Below are 21,343 nucleotides of genomic sequence, written 5' to 3'. Positions count from 1 at the left end.
AGCAGCAATCGCGGCTGTTCGTCCGAAAAAACTGGGGAGGAATTGAAGAAATGTTTTCGCACGTGATGATCGGCACTAACGACCTGGAAAAGGCCAAGGCGTTCTATGATGCACTGCTCGGCACGCTCGGCGTCCGGCCGGCCAAGGTCGACGGCCACCGTATTTTCTACTTCACCAAGACCGGCGTGTTCTCGGTGACGAAGCCGATCAACGGCCAGGCGGCGACGCCGGCCAACGGCGGTACCATCGGATTTGCTGCCGAATCTCCCGAGCAGGCCAATGCCTGGCACGCGGCGGGCATCGCCAATGGCGGCACCACCTGCGAAAATCCGCCGGGCATTCGCGAAGGCTCTGCGGGCAAAATGTACCTCGCCTATTTGCGCGATCTCGACGGCAATAAAATCTGCGCGATGCACCGGATGGCAACGTAGGCAGTTCGTACGTCGTAGGGTGGGTTAGCGCAGCGTAACCCACCATCTTTCTTTGCGGGGGCGGTGGGTTACGGCTTCGCCTAACCCACCCTACGCACTGAGCGCGCGACGCAATCAAGGGGGCCACGCCATGAATCCATCTGTCAAATCCCTGGTGGCGTCCGCCGCACTGGTTGTGGCCAGCCTGCTGCCGGCCCACGCAGAGCTCGACGTTATCAATCTCAGGAAGGCGATCGAGACGTCGCTCGCGAGCGACTATCCGAAGCTCGACGCGCTCTACAAGGAACTCCACGCCCATCCCGAACTTGCCTTTCAGGAGGTGAAAACCGCCGCCAGGCTCGCCGCGGAGATGCGCGCGCTCGGCTTCGACGTCACCGAGAATGTCGGCAAGACCGGGCTGGTCGCCATCTACCGGAACGGCGACGGGCCCACCATCATGGTGCGCACCGAACTCGACGGCCTGCCGATGGAAGAGAAGACCGGCCTCGACTACGCGAGCCGCGACAAGACCAGCTGGAACGGGCGGGAGGTATTCGTCGCCCATAGCTGCGGCCACGACATCCACATGGCGCGCTGGGTTGGAACGGCGAAGACGCTGCTTGGCCTGAAAGAGCAGTGGAGCGGCACGCTGATGTTCATCGCCCAACCGGCGGAAGAAGTTGGTGCGGGCGCCATGGCGATGCTGAGGGAGGGCCTGTTCACACGATTTCCAAAACCCAATTTCGGCTTTGCTTTGCACGCAAATGGCGCCTTCGCCTACGGCACCGTGCTCTATACCGTCGGGGCCGGCTCCTCGAACTACGACAGCCTCTACATCAAATTCCGCGGCCGCGGGGGTCATGGCGCGGCGCCGCAGGCAACTATTGACCCCGTGATGATGGCCGCGCGCTTTGTCGTCGATGTTCAGAGTGTGATCAGCCGCGAAAAGGATCCGACCGAATTTGGCGTTGTCAGCATCGGTGCGATCCACGGCGGCACCGCGGAAAACATCATTCCCGACGAAGTGGTGCTGACGGGCACCATCCGCAGCTTCAAGCCGGAGGTGCGCGCCAAGATGCTCGCTGGTATCGAGCGGACAGCGAAGGCGGTCGCCGCCATGTCGAATGCGTCGGAGCCGGTGATCACGATCACCGAGGGCATCAAGGCCGTGATCAATGATCCCGGCGTGGTTGCCACGGCAGAAAAAGTGCTGAAAGCGGCGTTCGGCGACAAGCTCAGGCCAATACCGCCCGTCACGCCCAGCGAAGATTATTCGGAGTTCATCAACGCCGGCGTGCCCTCGATGTTCTTCAGAATCGGCGTCTACGAGCCGGAGCGGGTCGCTGCCGCCCGCGAGGGCGAAGGTCCGCAGTTGCCGGCCAACCACTCGCCCTTGTTCGCGCCGGTGCCGAAGCCGACCATCGAGACCGGGATTACCGCGATGACACTCGCTGTTCTCAGTGCCTTCGATCAGAAGGCCCGGCACAAATGAGCGAGGCGGGAACGTAATTCACCAATCACGGCGTGTCAGACCTCATCCTGAGGAGGCCGCATTGCGGCCGTCTCGAAGGATGAAGGCCCGACTGTGGTCTCATGGTTCTCCCGGCGATGCGATGCACCGTCCGGAGACGGCGCCAAGGCGCCTCCTCACCATGAGGGTTCGCGCAGTATGGCTTGCCATGAGGCGGAAAATCGCGTCCCCCTGGCGCGCTTGTACAAGCCCCTTCCCCGCGTCTACATTGCCGGCCAACGAGCCGAGCGCGCCCGCAAGGCGAACGTTCTTGCGCAAATGGGAGGAAATAATCCGTGAAACACGCCTACATCCCGCGAACGACGACCTACAATCTCAATCCGGGCGAAGAACTCAACGATCTGCGCATGTCGGACGAGGTCCGCCCGCTCTACGAGCACGTCAAGAAATTCATCCGCGAAACCGTCGACCCGATGTCGGTCGAGTTCATGCGGCTTGGCGAGAGCAAGGAAAACCGCTGGAGCTTTACGCCGGAGCAGCTCGCGGTGCTGCAGAAGGCCAAGGACAAGGCCAAGGAGGAAGGGCTGTGGAATTTCTTCCTGCCCGATGACGAGACCGGTCAGGGCCTGAAGAATCTCGATTACGCCTATATCGCGGTGGAGCTCGCGAAGAATCCGCTGGCCTCGGAAACCATGAACTGCTCGGCGCCGGATACCGGCAACATGGAAGTGCTGGAGCGCGTCGGCACCAAGGCGCAGAAGGAGAAGTGGCTGAAGCCGCTGCTATCAGGTGAGATCCGTTCGGCATATGCGATGACCGAACCGAACGTGGCCTCATCCGACGCCAAGAACATTTCGACGACGGCGAAACTCGTCGGCGATGAATGGGTGATCAACGGCGAAAAATATTACATCTCCGGCGCCGGCGATCCGCGCTGCAAGATCATGATCGTGATGGTGAAGACCAATCCCGATGCGCCGCCGAGCAAGCAGCAGTCGCAAATCCTGGTGCCGATCGACACCCCCGGCGTCGAAATCCTCGGGCCCATGCATGTGTTCGGTCACGACCACGCGCCGCGCGGGCACATGCACCTGCGCTTCAACAATTGCCGGGTGCCGAAGGAGAACATGCTGCTCGGCGAAGGCCGCGGTTTTGAAATCTCGCAGGTTCGCCTCGGACCGGGCCGCATCCATCACTGCATGCGCACCATCGGCAAGGCGGAAAAGGCGCTCGACCTGATGGTGTCGCGCGGGCTGACCCGCGAAGCCTTCGGCAAGAAGATCGCCCATCTCGGCGGCAATCTGCAGATCATCGCCCAGGCGCGCTGCGAGATCGAGGCGATGCGGCTGATGGTGCTGAAGGCGGCCAAGGCGATGGACGTACTCGGCAACAAGGAGGCGCGGATCTGGGTCAGCATGGTCAAGGCCATGGTGCCGGAGCGCACCTGCAAGATCATCGACCAGGCGATCCAGATGCACGGCGCCACCGGCATTTCGCAATGGAGCCCGCTCGGCGAAATGTACCAGGACGTCCGCCATCTGCGCTTCGCCGACGGCCCGGACGAGGTGCACTGGATGGTGGTCGGCCGGCACGAACTGAGCATGCCGTAGCGACGGGAGCACGTGATCGCGCAACAGAAATCCTGGCGTAGCGCCATCCCGGTCAGGATGGCGCTATGTCTGGCGATCAGCGCGATTGTGATCTGCACGACATTCGTGGCCATAGGCTTCGTCGAGAAAGCTTTCCATAACGGCCTGACGGAGGCCCTTGGCCGGGTGACGCGCGCCGCCACGCACGTCACCGTCAGGGAACTGGTCCGCATGACCATCCTCTCGAGCGCCCTCGGCTCGATTGCCTGCTTCCCCGTCTATTGCAATCCAGCGCAGGCGCGCATCCGTCCCGGTTTGATGATTCTGTGCGCTGCATTGGCGGCCCTGGCGTTAGCGGGCTATCTTTCGTTTGAGTCCTGGTACCGGTTTGGCGACCGTGCCGTTCCACCTGCGGGATTGATCCTGGCGCTTGCAGCGGCGGGACTGGCTTCAGCCTATGTGAGCCGGACCGTTCTGCGTTTATGGCTTCGGCTGTCGTAGGACAGGCAAAGGCGCGCAGGCGCCATGTCCCACCACGACTTGCACCCGCGCTGAATGGTGGGCACGCTGCGCTTTGCCCACCTTACGCGGAGCCCCTTGCATGCAATACGACCCCAGCGACTTAAAACCCCGCGAGCGCTACAAGGTGCTGACCTCGTTCGTGCTGCCGCGGCCGATCGCGTGGGTGACGACGATAGGACCTGTCGGCGTGGTCAACGCTGCGCCGTTCAGTTTCTTCAACGTGTTCTGCGAGGACCCGCCGCTCTGCATGTTCGCCGCCAATCTGCGCCCCGACGGCCGCGTCAAGGATACCGTGATCAACATCCGCGCGACCAATGAGTTCGTCGTCAACATGACCGACGAGCCGCTGGCGCAGGCGATGCATGAGAGCAGCGGTGACTTTCCGCCCGAGATCGGCGAGCCGGATTACCTCAAACTCAAACTGGCGCCCTCGACCAAGATCGCCGTGCCACGGCTGGCGGATGCGCCGTTTTCGATGGAGTGCAAGACCTGGAAGGAAATCGACGTCAACGGCGACCGGCTCCTGGTGATGGGCGAAGGCATCCATTTCCACATCCGCGACGAATTGTGGGACCACGCCGCGATGCGCGTGCATATGGAGCGCTATCACCCGATCGGCCGCATGTTCGCGGACCGCTACTGCCGGACGGATGATCGCGTGGTGTTTCCGCCCGCCGAGGGAGCCGTCGCGCGCTGAACGGAACGCCGGCATGAAGGGATGAGCAGATGGCCGAAGACTTCCGCGACAACGAGGCTCGCGAACGATTTGAACTCGACGTCGAAGGACACAACGCCTTCGTCACCTACCGGAAATCACCCGGCGCGATAACGCTGGTTCATACCGAGGTGCCGCCGGAACTCGGCGGCAAGGGCGTCGGCTCAAAACTCGCGCGGGCGACGCTGGAGGCGGTACGCACGCAAGGGCGCAGGCTGACGGTCGAATGCGACTTCATCCGCAACTTCATGTCCAAGCATACCGGGTACGACGATCTGCTCGCGCCCGGCCAGGCGGCGAGCACGAACACGGCAACCTACAAGGCGGGCTGCTTCTGTGGCGCGGTCGAAGTCGAGGTAACGGGCAAGCCGGTTTTTGCCGGCTACTGCCATTGCGCGGACTGCCAGGCCTGGTCGGCCGCGCCGATCAATGCTTTCAGCCTGTGGAAGTCGGGCGACGTGCGCGTCACCAAGGGCGCATCCGAAATCGGGACCTACCACAAGACCGAGAATTCCTATCGGAAATTCTGCAAGGTCTGCGGCGGCCACATCATGACGGAGCACCCGCGCATGCGGCTGACCGATGTCTACGCCAATCTGTTGCGGGGCTACACGCATGAGCCGACGCTGCATGCGAATTATGCGAGCAAGACGCTTTCGGTCAAAGACGGACTGCCCAAGTACAGCGATCTGCCCGCCGATCTCGGCGGCTCCGGAGAGACGCTGCCGGATTAGTAGACGTAGGATGGGTGGAGCGAAGCGATACCCATCGCCACACACACCGGCATTGATGGGTATCGCTTCGCTCCACCCATCCTACGGGCTATGGCACCGGCCGGTGCGCGCGCAGGAAAGACCGGATCTGGCGCACCGCGAGCGGTACCCGCTCTTTCGGCTCCTTCCACGGAAACAAACTCACTTCCGCGTTCGGCGCCAGCATCGCGCTCTCCATCGCGACCGCGTAAGGATGCGCCGGGATGTCGTCGGGCAGGATCAAGACCGGCGTCTGGCAGTTCCGCACGAAATCACGCGTGACCGTGAAGACGAAATCCGGATTGGTGCGATACATTTTCGTCAGGAATTTTTCGGCCATCTCCATCGTGATGTCGGACCGGCGTTTTGTCAGTTCCGGCGCCCAGCCTGTCATGTTGTTGTCGTAGAACCAGTCACGCATCTCGGGACGCGAACCTGACGGCATCGCCAGCACGCCCGCCACCACCCGCTCCGGCGCGCGCCTGAGCAGATTCCAGATCAGCGGACCGCCGATGCAAAAACCCAGCACCATGAACTTTTCGAAGCCGAGGTGGTCCATCAGCGCGAGCTGGTCGTCGGTGTGGGAATCCCAGGGGCGCTCGATCTCGAGCGGACCGGAGGATTGGCCGGGCGGCGCGTTGCGCAGGTCGAAGGCGATGCAGCGGTACTCGTCGCCGAACTCCTTGATGGCGTTGAAGGGCGGATAGTCGCCGGTAATCCTCGAGATGTTCGAGTTCAGGCCGCCGCCGGCGATCAAGAGCAGCGGGAAGCCGGAGCCGGCTTCCTCATAATGGATGCGAACAGCGCCCTTTTCGAAAAAGCTCATCGCGGTTTTCCCCCTGCCGGCGCTTTACGTCTTCGCGGGCTCGCCGATCTTGTCCTGCGTCTTGGTGTCGAAATCGGACGCGTCATGCCGCTCGTGCAACTGGCTCGCCGGATCGCCCGAGATCCGGTTGACCATGCGTCCGCGCTTCACGGCGGGGCGTTTTGCAATCGCGTCGGTCCAGCGCTGCACGTTCTTGTATTCGTGCACCGACAGGAATTCGCCGGCGCCGTAGACCAGGCCCTTGGCCAGCGCGCCGTACCACGGCCAGGTCGCCATGTCGGCGATCGTGTATTCGCTGCCTGCGAGAAATTCGTTGTCGGCCAAACGCCGGTCGAGCACATCGAGCTGGCGCTTCACCTCCATGGCGTAGCGGTCGATGGCATATTCGATCTTGGTCGGCGCATAGGCGTAGAAATGGCCGAAACCGCCGCCGAGAAACGGCGCGCTGCCCATTTGCCAGAACAGCCATGACAGGCATTCCGCCCGCGCCTGGCCGCCGGCCGGCAGGAAGGCCCCGAACTTTTCGGCGAGATGCACCAGGATCGCGCCGGACTCGAACACCCGGATCGGTGTCGGCCCGCTGCGGTCCATCAGCGCCGGGATTTTCGAGTTCGGGTTAATCGCGACAAAGCCGCTGCCGAACTGGTTGCCGTCGATCTTGATCAGCCAGGCATCGTATTCCGCGCCGCTGTGACCGGCGGCCAACAGCTCCTCGAACATCACCGTGACCTTGACGCCGTTGGGAGTAGCCAGCGAGTAGAGCTGGAACGGATGCCGGCCGACCGGCAGTTCCGCCTCGTGCGTCGGGCCTGCGATCGGGCGATTGATGCTGGCGAAGCGGCCGCCGCTTGCCTTGTTCCAGGTCCAGACCTTTGGCGGTTCGTAAGCTGTGGGATCGGTGACGGGGGCGTCGGTCATTGGTCTGGCTCCAGGCTTCTTCGGCCATCTCGCGGTTTAAGTGATCTGTCGCGCGGCGGCCGGCGCAATCCATGTTACGGTTTCGTATCAGCACCGCAACAAAACACAAAGCGCGCAAAAATCAGGGGAGGAATGCGTCATGCTGCGCCTGCCATAATCGCACGGCGTGGCGGGTGTACTCGGAGCAATGCTCCTGTGGCTGGCGCAGTCGAGATCGGCCATAATGGATATATCGCTACCAAAGAGACCATCCAGATGCTCCCATCACAGCGTGCCTTGTTCGAGATACCGCGCCAGATCTGCTACCTGAATGCCGCATCCTACAGCCCGCTGCCGCTTCGGACGTTGGAGGCCGGTCGCGCCGCGGTTCTCCGCAAGGGCACGCCGTGGACGCTCGAGGCCTCCTTCGCCAACCAACAGCATGAACGCGCGCGCCTTGCTGCCGCCCGGCTGATCAATGCCGAGGCCTCCGATATCGCGCTGATTCCCTCGATCAGTTACGGCGTTGCGACCGCCGCGAAGATGCTGCCGATCGCCCACGGCACGCGCGTGATCGTGCTGGAGAACGATCATTCCTCGCCGGTGCTCGAATGGCAGACGCGGGCCGACGCGGAAGGGTTCACCGTCGAGACGGTTCGGCAACCTGACGATGGCGACTGGACGTCGGCGGTTCTCGAAAGCATCGAGCGATCCGGCGCACCGCCGGTCAGCCTGGCCTCGATCTCCTCGGTGCACTGGTCGGACGGTGGATTGATCGATGTCGACAAGGTCGGTGCGACACTGCGGCGACAGGGCGCGGTATTCCTCATCGACGCGACGCACAGCACCGGCGTCCTCGCGACCGACGTGAAGCGTCTCGACCCGGATTTTGTGATCTTCCCGACCTACAAATGGCTGCTCGGGCCTTACGGCCGCGCCTTTCTCTATGTTGCCAAACGCCATCAAGGCGGCATCCCGCTCGAGCAGACCGCCTCCGGCCGCCGCAACGTGCGCGCCGAGAACGCGGTCTATTTCACGGATCTCAGTTACGTTCCCGATGCGCGGCGCTTTGACATGGGCGAGCGCGATCATTTCATCTCGATGGAGATGGCCTCGATCGGCATGGAGATGATGGCTGACTGGGGAGCGCCGGCGATTGGGCAACGTCTCGCGATGCTGACGGAGCGGATCGCGCAAGCCGTGCGCGGCATCGGCGTCAGCGTGCCGGAGCCTCATCTGCGGGCGCCGCATGTATTGAGCCTCGCCTTCAAGGGCGGAATGCCCGCGGGCCTGGTCGAGGGACTGGCCGGCGAAGGCGTCTATGTCGCACCGCGCCTGGGACGCATGCGCATCTCGCCCCACGTCTATAATGACGAGGCCGATGTCGACCGCTTTGTTGAAGTGTTGACGCGGCGGCTGCGGGGATAATTGGTCAGCTCCGTCATGCGCCGCATGCATTTCCCGTCATTGCGAGCGAAGCGAAGCAATCCATGCCTCAGCGCGCGGATAGATGGATTGCTTCGTCGCTACGCTCCTTGCAATGACGATGGCTAGGATGACGCAGCACGTTTCTGAACGGGCTCTGCGCCCGCCATCACGAACCCTTCATAGCCCTTGGCCGCGACATCGTTGCAGATCTGACGGTAGGGGCCGACGCCGCCGATATAGGGCATGAATATCCGGGGCTTGCCGGGGACGTTGGCGCCCATGTACCAGGAATTCGCCTGCGGATAGAGCGTGGTGTAGGCGACCTCGTTGACATGGGCGACCCATTTGTCTTCGGCGTCGACCGCCGCCTCCATCGTGTCGAGGCCGCGATCGCGCATATAGGCCATGCAGTCGGTGATCCAGTCGACATGCTGCTCGATCGAGACGATCATGTTCGACAGCACCGACGGGCTGCCCGGACCGGTGATGACAAAGAGATTGGGGAAACCCGCGCTCATCAGGCCAAGATAGGTGCGCGGGCCCGCCGACCATTTCTGATTCAGCGTCTGCCCACCGCGACCCCTGATATCGATCTTCGCCACCGACCCCGTCATGGCGTCAAAACCGGTCGCCAGCACCAGCGCATCGACCTCGTAGTCTTTGCCAGCCACGCGCACGGCATTCTCAGTGATTTCCTCGATCGGGTTCAACCTGATGTCGACCAGCGTCACGTTGGGACGATTGAAGGTTGCGAAATAATCGGTGTCGATGCAGATCCGCTTGGAGCCGATCGGATGATTGTTCGGCTGCAACAACTTTGCCGTCTCCGGGTCCTTGACGATCTCGGCGATTTTTTCGCGGACGAAATTCGCGGCGGTGTCGTTGGCCGCCTTGTCGAGCGCAAGATTGTTGTAGACCGACATGAAAGTGAGCCCGCCGCGATTCCAGCGCGCCTCATACTTCGCACGGCGCTCGTTGTCGCCATCGTCGAGCGCGCCGCGATCGGGCATCTCGGTATAGATGCCGTTCTTGGCCACCTCGCGCGCAAAGCGCCTGATCTCGGGATAGTTGTCGCGGAATTTTTGCCGTTCCTGCTCGCTGAGCGACGCATTGCGGGCAGGAATGGAGAAGTTTGCGGTGCGCTGGAATACCGTCAGCCGGCTCGCCTGCTCGGCAATGACCGGCACCGACTGGATCGCCGACGATCCGGTGCCGATGACGGCGACCCGCTGGCCGATGAAATCGACTTCTTCATGCGGCCAGTGGCCGGTGTGATAGACCTTGCCCTTGAAGCGATCGAGCCCCTTGATGTCGGGCATCCGCGCGTTCGACAGGCAGCCGGTGGCGAGCACGACGTATTTTGCGGCGACCGTCTTGCCGTCTGATGTCGTGACCGACCACAGCGAGGTGGTCTCGTCGAACACAGCGCTATCGACACGGGTGTTGAACTGGATGTCGGGCCGCAGGTTGAAGCGGTCGGCGACGTGGTTGGCGTATTTCAGAATCTCCGGCTGCGGTGCGTAGCGCTCGCTCCAGTCCCATTCCTGCTGCAGCTCCTCGGAGAACGAATAGGAATACTGCATGCTCTCGACGTCGCAGCGCGCGCCGGGATAGCGGTTCCAGTACCAGGTGCCGCCGACACCCGAGCCCTGCTCAAAGACGCGCGCCGACATCCCCTGCCCGCGCAACTGATGCAGCATGTACATGCCGGCAAAGCCCGCACCGACCACGACGACGTCGTAGGCCTCGTTCGGTTTGGCGGTAACGGAAGGCATGGCGGACATGAAGGCGGGCTCCCTGATATTCTCTTTGATTTGGCAAGCAGCATTCCTCCCGTAGCGCCAAAGCGCAAGACGCAAATCGGCGGGCTGGCCTTGCATATTTTGCGAGGTGGAATGTCCGTTCCTCATGGTGAGGAGCGCATCTTGCGCGTCTCGAACCATGAGGCCACAGTCGGGGCCTTCATCCTTCGAGACGGCCGCGATGCGGCCTCCTCAGGATGAGGGTTGAGAGGGTGCTTGGCATGCATACCATCCGTGGGCTAGCGTCGGTTCAACACCGCCAATCAAAACCAACAATGAGCGGCTAGCCCGCGGCCGCCACAGGGAGCAACAACCATGAAATCGCCGATCTGCGACATGCTGGGAATTGAGTTTCCGCTACTCGCCTTCAGCCATTGCCGCGACGTGGTTGCGGCCGTCAGCCGCGCCGGCGGCTTTGGCGTGCTGGGCGCCACCGCGCATTCACCGGAAACGATCGAGCAGGAACTGAAGTGGATCGACGATCACGTCGACGGCAAGCCCTATGGGCTGGACGTGCTGATCCCGGAAAACATCTCGACCGCGGGTGAAAAGGACGTCACCTGGAAAAGCCTGGAAGCGCGGATCTCGCCGCAGCATCGCGACTTCACCCGCAACCTGCTGAAGAAATACGGCGTCGAGCTGACGACGACCAGCGTCGCCGACAACCAGCCGCAGCCGTTCGACGCGCAGCGCGCGCTCGACGTGCTCGACGTCTCCTTCCGCCATCCGATCAAGCTGATCGCCAATGCGCTCGGCGTGCCGCCAAAGCAGATGATCGAGATGGGCCGCAAGCACGGCGTGCCGGTCGCGGCCCTCGTCGGCTCCAAGGAGCATGCGTTGCGGCAAGTCGCGGCCGGTGTCGATATTCTTGTCGCGCAAGGCACCGAGGCCGGCGGCCATTGCGGCGAGGTTTCGACCATGGTGCTGGTGCCCGAGGTGATCAAGGCGATCAAGCCGATCCGCGACGTGCCGGTGCTGGCCGCCGGCGGCATCATGACCGGGCGGCAGATGGCGGCCTGCATGGCGATGGGCGCCGCCGGCGCGTGGACCGGCTCGGTGTGGCTGGCGACGGTGGAGTCTGAAACCACCGAAATCTTCCGCGAGAAGATGATCGCGGCCTCCTCGCGCGACGCGGTGCGCTCCAAGGGCCGCACCGGAAAGCCGGCGCGGCAATTGCGTTCGGTGTGGACCGATGCGTGGGACCGCGGGCCGGACAGTCCCGGTGCGCTGCCGATGCCGTTGCAGAGCATCATCAGCCGCGACGCCTTCAACTCGATCGACCGCGCCGCCGCCGCCGGCAATGCGCAGGCGCGCGACCTCGTGACGTACTTTGTCGGCCAGGGCGTCGGCCTGATCGACAGCGTGAAATCGGCCGGCGCCGTGGTGCAGGAATTCAAGGAAGATTTTGCCGACGCGGTGGAGCATATGAATGCGCTGATGGAGGAGTGATGGCGAAAATCTCGTAGGGTGGGCAAAGCGAAGCGTGCCCACCATTTTTTCGAGCAAGAAGCTAGTTGGTGGCCACGACGCTGGCGCGCCTTTGCCCCACCCTACGATTCTCTCCTCATGGTGAGGAGGCGCGAAGCGCCGTCTCGAACCATGAGGCCCGTGGCCCATCCTTCGAGACACCGCTTCGCGGCTCCTCAGGATGAGGTCTGTGCACGTTGAAGGCAAAGAAAGAAAAAATGTCGAACACCCCCCTCCCCGAAAACCGCATTCCCGTCATCGTCGGCGTCGGCGAAATCGCCGACCGGCCAAAGGACGTCGCCGCCGGCCTCGAGCCGCTGGCGCTGCTCGAGGAAGCCGTACGGCGCGCGGAAGCGGACAGCGGGGCAAAACTGCTCGGCGAGCTCGGCTCGCTCGATGTCGTCAATTTCCTGAGCTGGCGCTACCGCGATCCCGAGAAGCAGCTCGCCGCGCGGCTCGGCGCCAATCCGGCGCATTGCTATTACGGCCCGGTCGGCGGCGAGAGCCCGATCCGCTACATCCACGAAGCGGCCAAGCGCATCGCGCGCGGTGAATGCAGCGTGGCCGTGGTCTGCGGTGCGGAGGCGCAATCCACCGCAACCAAGGCCGAGCGCGGCGGCATCGCGCTGCCATGGACGCCGTTCGCCCATGACGTCGAGGAGCCGAAGCGCGGCGCGGCGTTCCAGAAGCCGATGGCGGTGAAGCTCGGCGTGTTCCGCCCCATTACGGTCTATCCGCTGTATGAGTCCGCGACATCGGCGCATTGGGGCCAGACCCCGCGCGAGGCACTGGCGGAATCCGGCGCGCTGTGGTCGACCTACGCGCGCGTTGCTTCCGAGAATGAAAATTCATGGCTGAAGAAGCGTTTTGCGCCGGATGAGATCACCACGCCCACACCGGAAAACCGTCTGATCGCCTGGCCCTATACAAAGCTGATGGTGGCCAATCCAACCGTGAACATGGGCGGCGCGGTGCTGCTGACGTCGCTGGCGAAGGCCCGTGCGGCCGGCGTCCCCGAGGATCGCCTGATCTATCCGATCGGCGGCGCCTCGGCGGAAGAGCCGCGTGATTACCTCGTCCGCGACCAGTTCTATGAAAGCCATCCGCAGAATGCCGTGCTGAAGGCGGTGATGGACCTGGTCGAAGGCGACGGCAAGAAATTCGACGCCATCGAGCTCTACAGCTGCTTTCCCTGCGTGCCCAAGATGGCGCGGCGGACGCTTGGCCTTGGGCCCGACGTGCAGCCGACGGTAACCGGCGGCCTCACCTTCTTCGGCGCGCCGCTCAACACCTATATGACGCACGCAGCCGTCGCGATGGTGCGAAGCTTGCGCAAGAGCGGCAAGCTCGGCCTGCTCTACGGCCAGGGCGGCTTCGTCACCAAGCATCACGGACTGGTGCTGTCGCGCGAAGCGCCGAAGCAGGCCCTCGAGCAGGACACCAGCGTCCAGGCCGAAGCCGACCGCCATCGCCGCAGGGTGCCGGACTTTGTCACCGAAGCTTCAGGCAAGGGCAAGGTCGAGAGCTTCACCGTCCTCTACAAGGGCAAGGGCGAAGTCGAGCACGGCGTGGCGATGCTGCGCACCGAGGCCGACGCGCGGGCGCTGGCCCGCGTCCCCGCCAATGACGAGAAGACGCTTGCGCGCCTCTTGAACATGGACCGCACGCCGGTGGGATCGCTCGGCGCAATCGTGACCGCTGAAGATGGCGTGCTGGAGTGGCGGGCGGGCTGACAGCCCTGCTCCGTCATGGCCGGGCTTGTCCCGGCATGACGAAAGAGTAATCCTACCCCTTCCCTTGTTTTGGAAGCGTCCGGCCCATCTCAGGCCGCCCGCACGGAATCCAGGAATTTGCCGACCTCGAGCTTGAGACGGTTGCTGTCGCTCGACAGCGACTGGGCCGCCGAAAGCACCTGCGCGGAGGCCGAGCCGGTCTCGCTGGCACCGCGCTGGACGTCGGTGATGTTGGAGGAGACCTGCTGGGTGCCCTGAGCGGCCTGCTGCACGTTGCGGGAGATTTCCTGCGTCGCCGCGCCCTGCTCTTCCACCGCCGCCGCAATTGTCGAGGCGATCTCCGACAGCCTTTCGATGGTGCCGCTGATTGCCTGGATCGCATTCACCGACTCCTGGGTCGCGCCCTGGATACTGGTAATCTGCTGGCCGATCTCGCCGGTGGCCTTTGCAGTTTGTTCGGCGAGCGCCTTCACTTCAGAGGCCACGACGGCAAAACCGCGGCCGGCTTCACCGGCACGCGCGGCCTCAATGGTGGCATTGAGCGCCAGCAGATTGGTCTGGCCGGCGATCGTGTTGATGAGTTCGACCACGTCGCCGATGCGGGCGGCCGCCTTCGACAATTCGCTGACGCGGCCATTGGTATGACGGGCCTGGTCGACAGCCTCATTGGCCATCCGCGCCGATTCCTGCACCTGGCGGCTGATCTCGTTGACGGAAGAAGACAGCTCTTCCGTCGCCGACGCCACCGACTGCACGTTGGTGGAAGCCTCTTCCGAAGCCGCGGCCACCATGGTCGTCACCTGCTGCGCGCGCTCGGCGGTCGCCGTCAGCGTGCTGGCCGAGGCTTCGAGTTCGGTCGAAGCGGATGACACGGTTTCGACGATCTCGCCCACGGCGGCCTCAAAGGAGTCGGCAAGCCTGACCATCTCGACCTTGCGCTGTTGGGCCGCGATCTGATCCTGCTTGATCTTGGCTTCCGCCTCCTCGCGCGCCTTCTGTTCCGAGACGACCTTGAACTTCTCGACGGCGGCGGCGACCGCGCCAAGTTCATCCTTGCGGCCAAGCCCCGGCAGCACCACCGCGAAATTGCCACCGGCGAGCTCTTCCATCGATACGCTCAGCGCGCGCATCGGACGCGCGATCGTGAAGAAGGAGAATATGCTGGTGCCGATCAGCAACAGAACCGTGCCGATACCCAAAGCCATGGATTCCCATTCAGCCATTGCCATTTCGCGGGCGGCCTGGGCGGCCTGCTCTTCCACGCCGTGCTTGGCAAAATCGGCGATCTGGTTCGCGAGCGGTTCAAGGTCGGCGGCGATCGGCAAAGTGATTTCGCGGGCGATGCGGACGGCTTCCTCGTTCAGCTTCGCAATCTTCGCGCCGGCTTCAGCACCGCCACCTGCCGCAGCGATCGCCTCACTGCGAACGGCGGCGATTTGCTGAGCGCCCTTCGAATAATCTTCCGCCCGCGCCTTGAGCTTCTCGATGCGAGCACGGTTCTCGGCTGAATTGGAGAGCTTGTACATTTCGTCGGCGAATTTGTTCACCGATTTGAGACGGGCAGCGAGATAGTCATTCGCCTTTTGCATATCTGCCGGATTGCTTACGAGGCGAAGGTCGCGCACGCCAATCTGCATGCCGCGGATCGACGCCTTGGCATCCACCGCATCTCGCGCGATCGTCTGTTGCGCCGCCATGCGAGCGTCGAGATCGCGCATCGCCGCGTTGGACCGGATCTGAACGATCACCATCGTGGCGACGAGCAGGACGCCGAGGCCCGAGGCGATGCCGAGCTTGGCGACGATGGATAGATTCAGAACGAAGCGGGTGATGCTCGACATGATGGGCGTCCTTGAAAGCAGCAGCGTCAGTGAATCGCAGCGATGCCGTTGTTTCCCGCGCAGCGGGATCACGGTTGAAAAGCGCCGGGCCGGACAATCGGACGAGCCGGTTCGTTGCGAACGAAGGGCTCCTGCAGCGGCTTCGCCACAGAGCGACACTCATACGCGCCAGCGTTCCATACGATGGTTAATCAGGGCCTAAGCCAGCCGGGATGCGCAATTCGTAGAAATACGCAATCCCGCGTCGCTTCGCCGGACTCACGACGGCTCGCCCGGCGGCTTCCGCGCCGCCGACAACGTCTGCTGCGGCGTTTCGCCAAACAACTCGCGATACAGCGAAGTGAATTCGCCCATGTGCCAGAAGCCGTTCACGAGCGCGACCGCCTTGATCGATTGCAGCGACGCCCCCCGCAGCAATTGCTGACGCACGCTCCACAGCCGCCGCAGCCGCATATAACGATGCATGCTCATGCCGCGAATCGCAACCACGGCGTTATGCAGCGTCCGGACCGAGACCCCAAGCTGTCGTGCCACGTCGGCGCTGTACAGCGTCTTGCCGGCGTTGACGGCGACGAACTCGTCGAACTTGCGGACCAGCGCCAGATAGTGGCTCAGGCTCAGGCGCTTGGCTTCGGACGCCGGCGATGCCGCAGCCATCACCAGATCGACCGCCTGCAGGATCGATTCTTCAATACTCTCGATCACATCAGGCTGAACGAGTGTATCGGGCGAATGCGACGCGAGCTTCAGGACATCGCGCAACGTCGTGCGAAGCGCCTCGAATTTGGCAGGTTCCGTCGCAATCACCTGAGCGCGGTCGGGCTCGCCCGGCCAGCCGCGATCATCGACGGAATCGAAATTCACCAAGGCGACCAGATTGGCCTGCTGCTCCACGATCTCACATTTCGCGGTGCCTTTGACCAGCAGGAATGCCGGCGCGCGGGCCTCCACACCGTTCAGGATCAGCGAAGCCGCATCGTCCATCATCAGGCCGACGATCGCCCCGGCCGTGGAATATTGTATCTGAAGGATTCGCGGAAATGTCCGCTGCAGATAGATCGTGCAGGCCTTCAGCCTCAGCGATGCGAACGAAGCGGCGAAACCCCGGCAATCGAGTGGAATGCTGCTTGCCTCGCCCAATCCTTCGATGCTCCGGAAATGATCGAAATCCGGAGACCGGCTGATCTTCACGAAGTCAGAGTCAACTAGTTCATCAAGCAACGACACGCGGCGGTCATCCGAGCCGTCGGTAGCGATCGTCGCAACAACGAAAAAAAACGCTAGCCGGAATTGAGAGGGAACATGCGCGCAACTTGACCATGGCGGGAGGGCGCCTCGATGCGCCCAGCCATTGGATGAAGCGTCTTGAGTCCTGGCCCATCTTCATTGACGCAGAACACATGGCATCAGATCTTCTGGCATCAGATCTTCACGATGCCTTTGCATCTTACCAATTTTTCCCGATTTCGGAAATTCATTGGCCACATTCGCCATCAGTTTCACTCAGGGCGATTGGTCGGCCCATGCCGCAATCGCAATTTTGCGATCTACGGATGTCTCGCACTCCTCATGCAGCCAAAACAATCTGCCCACGGCAGCTTGAGTTCCCGATTCGGATCATCAGCGAGCACGAAGCCGGCATGCGGAACCGGCTTCGGACCAAACAGTCAGCGCGATCAGGCCGCCCGCACCGAGTCGAGGAACCTGCCGACCTCGAGCTTGAGGCGGTTGGAGTCGCCCGATAGCGATTGCGCCGCCGCAAGCACCTGCGAGGACGCCGATCCGGTTTCCCTGGCGCCGCGCTGCACGTCGGTAATGTTGGAAGAGACCTGCTGGGTTCCCATCGAGGCCTGCTGCACGTTGCGGGAGATCTCCTGCGTCGCGGCGCCCTGTTCTTCCACGGCCGCCGCGATGGTCGACGAGATCTCCGACAGCTTCTCGATGGTGCCGCTGATCGCCTGGATCGCGTTCACGGATTCCTGGGTCGCCGCCTGGATGCCGCTGATCTGTTGGCCGATCTCGCCAGTGGCCTTTGCGGTCTGCTCGGCCAGCGCCTTCACCTCGGACGCCACGACCGCGAAGCCGCGGCCTGCTTCTCCGGCGCGCGCCGCCTCGATGGTGGCGTTGAGCGCCAGCAGATTGGTCTGGCCCGCGATGGTGTTGATCAGTTCGACGACGTCGCCGATGCGGGTTGCCGCCTTCGACAATTCGCTGACGCGGTCGTTGGTGACACGCGCCTGATCGACGGCGTCATTGGCCATCCGCGCCGATTCCTGCACCTGGCGGCTGATCTCGGTGACGGACGAAGCCATCTCCTCGGTGGCGGAGGCCACCGACTGTACGTTGGTAGAAGCTTCCTCGGAAGCTGCCGCGACTGCGGTGGTGAGTTCCTGCGCGCGTTCCGCGGTCGCGGTCAGCGTGCCCGCGGATATTTCGAGCTGGCTCGATGCCGACGATACTGCTTCGACGATCTGGCCGACGGCGGCCTCGAAATCGTTGGCCATCTTGTTCATGTCCGCCTTGCGGCCGCTCATCGCGCGGGTCTCGGCCTCGCGCTGCTCGGCCTCCAGCGCCTGACGGGCGATGGCATTGCTCTTGAAGATCTCGACTGCCTTGGCCATCTCGCCGACCTCGTCGCCGCGTCCGACGCCGGGCACCTCGACGGCAAGGTTGCCGCCGGCGAGGTCCTTCATCGCGACCGTCATCCGTTGCAGCGGGCCGGTGACACTGCGCGCCACGAAGATCGACACCACGAGCGTAAGCAGCAGGATCGCGCCGGCAACGATCAGGGACCGCTGGGTCGAAGCCCAGGTCTGCGCCTTCAGGTCGTCGATGTAGACGCCGGTGCCGACGACCCAGTTCCACGGCGCAAAGCCGACCACGTAGGACAATTTCGGCTGCGGCTTGTCGAAGCCCGGCTTGGGCCACTCGTAGGGAACGAAGCCTGAGCCGCCCTTTTTGACCGTATCGACGAAGTCGACGAACAGGAGCTTGCCGTTCGGATCCTTGTAGCTCGACAGATCGTTGCCGTTCATTTCCGGCTTGATCGGATGCATCACCATCTTCGGATGCATGTCGTTGATCCAGTAATAGTCGTTGTTGCCGTAGCGGAGCGCGCCGATCCGCGCCATCGCGCGCTTCTGGGCGTCGGCGTCCGAAACGCCGCCCTTCTGCGCCGCCGCGTGCTCTTCCTTGATGATGCCGAGCGCGAGGTCGCCGAGGTGCCTCAGCTCGATCTGTTTCTGCTGGTCGAGGCTCGATGCCAGTTCGCGCGATTCGAGAAAGGTCCCGCCCAGGAGCCCGATGAAGCTGAGGCAGATGAGGGCATAGATCTTTCGGCCAACCGTCATCCTGGCCAGGCGTATCGTTCCAAACATGCGTGATCTCCGCGCGACGACGGGGGTCGTCCGTCCCATTGCGCGGAATCGTATATGTCGGCCGCTTTCTTCCCGTTAATTTTGTACTCAGTAGATATACCGAGTTTCCGTTAACCGGAATCTGCGGCCGGCGCCAAGAAAGTTTGGCGGTGGTTCAGTGTGAGGATGCGGACTGACCACGTTGCAGCCGGCTTTGCCCCCCGACTCAGAACGGCAAAACCCGCCCCTTGTTCAGGAGCGGGTTATCTGGCTGGCGGTCAGTCGGCTACTTACGCCGCCCGCACCGAGTTCAGGAACTTGCCGACCTCGCGCTTGAGACGGCCACTGTCCGACGACAGCGACTGCGCCGAGGAGAGCACCTGCGAAGACGCCGTGCCGGTCTCGCCGGCGCCGCGCTGCACGTCGGTGATGTTGGCGGAGACCTGCTGGGTGCCCCGGGCGGCCTGCTGCACGTTGCGGGAGATTTCCTGGGTTGCTGCACCCTGCTCTTCCACGGCGGCCGCAATGGTCGAGGATATCTCCGACAGCTTCTCGATGGTGGTGCTGATCGCCTGGATCGCTCCGACGGACTCCTCGGTCGCCGCCTGGATGCCGGTGATCTGCTGGCCGATCTCGCCGGTCGCCTTCGAGGTCTGTTCCGCCAGCGCCTTTACCTCAGACGCCACGACGGCGAAACCGCGGCCGGCATCGCCGGCGCGGGCCGCCTCGATGGTGGCGTTGAGCGCCAGCAGATTGGTCTGTTCGGCGATAGTGTTGATGAGTTCGACCACCGCGCCGATGCGGGCCGCCGCCTTCGACAATTCGCTGACCCGGTCATTGGTGGTGCGGGCCTGATCGACGGCCTCATTGGCCATCCGCGCCGATTCCTGAACCTGACGGCCGATCTCGGTGATGGATGAGGCCATCTCCTCGGTGGAGGAAGCCACCGACTGCACATTGGTGGAGGCTTCCTCGGAAGCCGCGGCCACCATCGTGGTCAGTTCCTGGGCACGTTCGGCGGTCGCCGTCAGCGTGCCGGCGGCGGACTCGAGTTCGGTAGACGCCGACGACACGGTTTCCACGATCTTGCCGACCGCGCCTTCGAAATCGTCGGCGAGCTTGATCATTTCGGCCTTGCGCCGCCGCGCCGCGACCTGATCCTGCTCGACCTTGGCTTCGGCTTCCTCGCGCGCCTTGTGCTCGGCGTTCTCGCGAATGACGGTCACCGTCTTGGCGAGGTCGCCGATTTCGTCGCCGCGGCCGGCGCCGGGAATCTCGACGTCGAGATCGCCGCCGGCCATCCTGCCCAACGCACCGTTCAGGCGCGTCATCGGACGTGCGACGCCGAGGAAGGAAAACACCACCGAGGCGATCAGCGACATGACGACGACGATCGCCATGATCAGGTTGATGCGGTTGGCGCGCTCGGTATCGGCCATGACCTCGTCCTTGGAGATCCTCGCGTCCTTTTGCGCGCCAGCGACCGTCTCTTCCATCAGGTTGGCGACATCTGCCGCGGCCCTGACCGTGCGATTGGCGATGATGTCGTTCTTCGACTGCTCGGTCTTTACAGCTTCCTCATTGGCGGCGAGGAAGCGCTTGACGATCGAAGACAGGTTAGAGACCACGACCAACAACTCGCGGTCGTCGGCCTCACCGCGCAGCTTGTTGAACACGTCCTTCAGCGAGGCCTCGGTCTTGCCCATCGCCGTGACCAGGTTGGCGTCGCCGGTGGCGCCGAGTTTCCAGGCGGCTGCCCGCAGCGCGTTTACCTTTCCGTCGGCCTGAAACATCAAACGTTCGATCTCGAGGCGATTGTCCAGCTTCGCCATGGCCGGCGAACCCAGCTGGGCATCGACGGCCTTGGTCCATTCCTCCGAGATGACCGAGCGCTTTTCGATCTGCGCCAGCAGCGTGGTCTGCGCCTTGGCGAGATCCTCCACGGCGGCGGTAAAACCGTCCATCAAGGCCTTGATCTTCTGCAGCCGCTCCCGGGCGTCCGGCCGCTGGGCGGTTGCAAGCGCGGCGTCCAGTTCCATTGCTTCGCTCGCCTTGTGGCGCAGCAAATCGGCAATGGTCTTTTCGACCTCGGCGGGGGTTCTGGCCAGCCTGACGGCGCTGGCGGCAAGCTGAATCTTGCGCAGGTCGATATGCGCGGCGAGCGAGTTGTCGGCCACCTGCTGCGACCGGGCGGCGCGCTCGCTGCTTTCCTCGATTTTCGATTCGGTGACCATCTGGTTGGCCACCATGCCGGTCGCCAGCAAGACGCCGACTGCCCCGGCCAAGCCCAGTTTGTTTCCGATACGGTTGAGCTTGATCATGTCGACGACCCCAATTTCCCCTGACGCACGGTTTTCCGGTGTACGGAATTTTTTGAAGGTAAACTGGAAAGGGCAACCTTCGCGTGCGAATTCCAAACTGGCCGAGAGGTTAATCAGAACCGGTTAATTTCCGCTTGAACCCGCGAACACTTATTTGGTGTAGCGAGCGCAAGCTCGCGCCAGACGTGAAACGGCCCGGCTTGCTGGAAGCCG

Annotated in this window: 16 protein-coding genes; 9 read left to right on the top strand and 7 right to left on the bottom strand. The window is 63.1% G+C overall.

Translation table 11 applies throughout. From position 1 onward, the window contains the following. Positions 1–50: 50 nt before the first annotated feature. From JQ624_RS07640 to JQ624_RS39495, 6 genes are all read left to right on the top strand, one after another. A complete protein-coding gene (locus JQ624_RS07640; RefSeq protein WP_212418254.1) occupies positions 51–431 on the top strand; it encodes a VOC family protein in 381 nt (126 codons plus the stop codon). Positions 432–561: 130 nt separating this feature from the next. Continuing rightward, the gene (locus JQ624_RS07635) at positions 562–1,902 is read left to right on the top strand and encodes an amidohydrolase (RefSeq protein ID WP_212418253.1); all 1,341 of its coding nucleotides are present in this window, start codon (positions 562–564) and stop codon (positions 1,900–1,902) included. Positions 1,903–2,216: 314 nt separating this feature from the next. Further along, on the top strand, positions 2,217–3,491 hold the full coding sequence (locus JQ624_RS07630) for an acyl-CoA dehydrogenase family protein (protein ID WP_212418252.1): 1,275 nt from the start codon (positions 2,217–2,219) through the stop codon (positions 3,489–3,491). A gap of 12 nt (positions 3,492–3,503) precedes the next feature. Beyond that, on the top strand, positions 3,504–3,971 hold the full coding sequence (locus tag JQ624_RS07625; RefSeq protein WP_212418251.1) for a hypothetical protein: 468 nt from the start codon (positions 3,504–3,506) through the stop codon (positions 3,969–3,971). 100 nt (positions 3,972–4,071) lie between these two features. After that, a complete protein-coding gene (locus JQ624_RS07620; RefSeq protein WP_212418250.1) occupies positions 4,072–4,689 on the top strand; it encodes a flavin reductase family protein in 618 nt (205 codons plus the stop codon). A gap of 29 nt (positions 4,690–4,718) precedes the next feature. Beyond that, positions 4,719–5,441: an N-acetyltransferase gene (locus JQ624_RS39495; protein ID WP_312014388.1), complete on the top strand. Its 723-nt coding sequence runs from the start codon at positions 4,719–4,721 to the stop codon at positions 5,439–5,441. Positions 5,442–5,529: 88 nt separating this feature from the next. On the opposite strand, the gene JQ624_RS07610 is transcribed toward JQ624_RS39495, so the two are convergent. Together JQ624_RS07610 and yghU are read right to left on the bottom strand one after the other, a co-directional pair. Next, a complete protein-coding gene (locus JQ624_RS07610) occupies positions 5,530–6,285 on the bottom strand; it encodes an alpha/beta fold hydrolase (RefSeq protein WP_212418249.1) in 756 nt (251 codons plus the stop codon). 24 nt (positions 6,286–6,309) lie between these two features. After that, the gene (gene yghU / locus JQ624_RS07605) at positions 6,310–7,203 is read right to left on the bottom strand and encodes a glutathione-dependent disulfide-bond oxidoreductase (RefSeq protein WP_212418248.1); all 894 of its coding nucleotides are present in this window, start codon (positions 7,201–7,203) and stop codon (positions 6,310–6,312) included. A 255-nt stretch (positions 7,204–7,458) separates the two neighbouring features. Between yghU and JQ624_RS07600 the strand changes: the two genes are divergently transcribed. Continuing rightward, positions 7,459–8,610: an aminotransferase class V-fold PLP-dependent enzyme gene (locus JQ624_RS07600; protein WP_212418247.1), complete on the top strand. Its 1,152-nt coding sequence runs from the start codon at positions 7,459–7,461 to the stop codon at positions 8,608–8,610. Positions 8,611–8,732: 122 nt separating this feature from the next. Here the strand turns inward: JQ624_RS07600 and JQ624_RS07595 are convergent, their stop codons facing one another. After that, on the bottom strand, positions 8,733–10,394 hold the full coding sequence (locus JQ624_RS07595; protein WP_283816903.1) for an NAD(P)/FAD-dependent oxidoreductase: 1,662 nt from the start codon (positions 10,392–10,394) through the stop codon (positions 8,733–8,735). 333 nt (positions 10,395–10,727) lie between these two features. Here JQ624_RS07595 and JQ624_RS07590 point away from each other — a divergent pair, with 333 nt between their 5' ends. Together JQ624_RS07590 and JQ624_RS07585 are read left to right on the top strand one after the other, a co-directional pair. Continuing rightward, positions 10,728–11,861: a nitronate monooxygenase gene (locus JQ624_RS07590; RefSeq protein ID WP_212418246.1), complete on the top strand. Its 1,134-nt coding sequence runs from the start codon at positions 10,728–10,730 to the stop codon at positions 11,859–11,861. Between the two features lie 236 nt (positions 11,862–12,097). Beyond that, positions 12,098–13,612, top strand: a complete 1,515-nt coding sequence (locus JQ624_RS07585) for an acetyl-CoA acetyltransferase (RefSeq protein WP_212418245.1) — start codon at positions 12,098–12,100, stop codon at positions 13,610–13,612. Positions 13,613–13,701: 89 nt separating this feature from the next. Here JQ624_RS07585 and JQ624_RS07580 read toward each other — a convergent pair whose 3' ends face one another. The 4 genes from JQ624_RS07580 to JQ624_RS07565 all read right to left on the bottom strand — a co-directional run bounded on the left by JQ624_RS07580 (position 13,702) and on the right by JQ624_RS07565 (position 21,130). Continuing rightward, positions 13,702–15,453: a methyl-accepting chemotaxis protein gene (locus JQ624_RS07580; protein WP_212418244.1), complete on the bottom strand. Its 1,752-nt coding sequence runs from the start codon at positions 15,451–15,453 to the stop codon at positions 13,702–13,704. A 258-nt stretch (positions 15,454–15,711) separates the two neighbouring features. After that, positions 15,712–16,680, bottom strand: coding sequence for a helix-turn-helix domain-containing protein (locus JQ624_RS07575; RefSeq protein WP_212418243.1), 969 nt, complete (start codon positions 16,678–16,680; stop codon positions 15,712–15,714). A 449-nt stretch (positions 16,681–17,129) separates the two neighbouring features. Further along, positions 17,130–18,830: a methyl-accepting chemotaxis protein gene (locus JQ624_RS07570; RefSeq protein WP_212418242.1), complete on the bottom strand. Its 1,701-nt coding sequence runs from the start codon at positions 18,828–18,830 to the stop codon at positions 17,130–17,132. Positions 18,831–19,099: 269 nt separating this feature from the next. After that, positions 19,100–21,130, bottom strand: coding sequence for a methyl-accepting chemotaxis protein (locus JQ624_RS07565; RefSeq protein ID WP_249129532.1), 2,031 nt, complete (start codon positions 21,128–21,130; stop codon positions 19,100–19,102). Positions 21,131–21,343: the final 213 nt, after the last annotated feature.

It is taken from the genome of Bradyrhizobium sp. AUGA SZCCT0283 (assembly GCF_018130385.1).
Classification (GTDB): Bacteria; Pseudomonadota; Alphaproteobacteria; order Rhizobiales; family Xanthobacteraceae; genus Bradyrhizobium.
This window is presented reverse-complemented; position numbering and strand designations above follow the sequence as displayed.